Source organism: Aureimonas glaciei (assembly GCF_014643375.1).
GTDB classification, from domain to species: Bacteria; Pseudomonadota; Alphaproteobacteria; order Rhizobiales; family Rhizobiaceae; genus Plantimonas; species Plantimonas glaciei.
Genome location: NZ_BMJJ01000030.1, coordinates 1 through 1,650 on the forward strand (window position 1 = coordinate 1; position 1,650 = coordinate 1,650).

Here is a 1,650-nt window from a genome sequence, read left to right on the forward strand (position 1 = left end):
CGCCTACGATGCCAACGCCAACCAAATGCGTTGCGCCCAAGCCGTCGTCAAAGAACTCTACGGACAAAACTACTCCCCGGAGATGAAACTCGGCGAACAGTAGCGTCCGTCCCGTCGCAGGGCCTGCGCCTCGGCGGTCGCCCGCCGGATGACGGGCAGGAGGCCTTGCGCGGCCGTATCTCCCGCCGTGCTGTCGGCGCCCAGCCTTGCCACATCCCCCGGCCTCACCAGGCCGGGGGATGTTTGCGTTCGGGGCGGCCTTTGCGTCCGATCGGCGCCGGCGGTCCTGCCAGGGCTTCCCGTGAGGCGCTTTAGGTACGGCGGGGCAGGGACGGGCCGCGGGGAGGATCCGGCTGCGCTGCCAGGACCGGACGCGGCGGCGGGGCGGCGGGCGCGTGCGGCGTCGGCACGGCCCGCCCCGGTCCGACGCGGCGCCGAGGGGCGCCAGGGCCGGACGGTCGGGGCAGGGGCCGTCATGCTGAATCAGTGATGAAGGGCCGGCCCGGCCTTCGAGACAATTGCTTATCCCCCGGTAAACCAAGAACAGGCGTCGGATTGCAATCCGATCCAATGCATAAAATTGTCGATAAAAATCCCCGGGAAGCTTTAGTCTTGGCGTCTACAACTAACCCTGCAAGCAACGAACAACAGTTCGAAGCACAAACGGGGAAAATGAACATGGTCGGCATCAACGCAAGCGCCAACAGCTACATCCTCTCGAACCTGCGCCAGATCAACAGCGACATCGCGACGACGCAGGCGCGGATCGGCACGGGACGCAAGGTCAACTCGTCCTCCGACAACGCCATCGCCTGGAAGACCGCCCAGACCATCAAGTCCGACCAGTCTGCCCAGGAAAAGCTCTCCACCGGCATCGCCCAGGTCAAAGGCCGCGCGGACGCCGCCACCGCCGCCATCGACACCGCCATCACCCTCGCCGGAAAAATCAAGGAACTGGCCGACGGCGTCGTCGCCGCCGATCCCGGCACCGGCAATTACGGCACCGTCACCGCCAAGGTCGCCGCCCTCCACACCCAGATCGCCTCCGTCCTCAGCGCCGCCGGCTTCGACGGCAAGAACTTCCTCACCGACACCGCCGCCGCCCAGGCCGTCACCATCGGCATCAACTCCGGCGTCGCCGCCACCGTCAGCGTCACCACCGTCGACGTCGAAGCGGGCGCCGCCACCACCTTCTCCGGCATCGCCGCCATCTCCGATACCGCCACCGCCGCCACCCTCAGCACCGCCGCCGACACCTTCATCGCCTCCGTCACCGCCTATCAGGGCACCCTCGCCACCTTCTCAGAGTCCCTCGCCATCCAGCAGGACTTCCAGTCCGCCCTCTCCGGCATCCGATCCGCCGCCCTCTCCTCCCTCCTCGACGCCGACCTCACCGAGGAATCGGCCAAGATCACAGCCCTCCAGACCCAGCAGCAGCTCGCCTACCAGGCCCTCGCCATCACCAACTCATCCGCCCAAAACGTCCTCCGCCTCTTCCAGTAAGCCAAAACGCCAACAACGCGCCTCCCCGTCGCGCCACAAAGCGCGAAGGCTTGCTAAGAAGCATCCCCGGTGTCGAAAGACACCGGGGATGATGCCGTTCAAACACGCGATGCGCGGGCGAGCGGAACCGCGACGCTTGACCTTCGC

The 1,650-nt window shown here is 66.7% G+C and carries 1 protein-coding gene; it reads left to right on the top strand.

The window, feature by feature from the left end; all coding sequences use genetic code 11:
• The first annotated feature begins 678 nt into the window (after positions 1-678).
• Positions 679-1,503: a flagellin gene (locus IEX88_RS27000; protein ID WP_188855504.1), complete on the top strand. Its 825-nt coding sequence runs from the start codon at positions 679-681 to the stop codon at positions 1,501-1,503.
• Positions 1,504-1,650 lie beyond the last annotated feature (147 nt).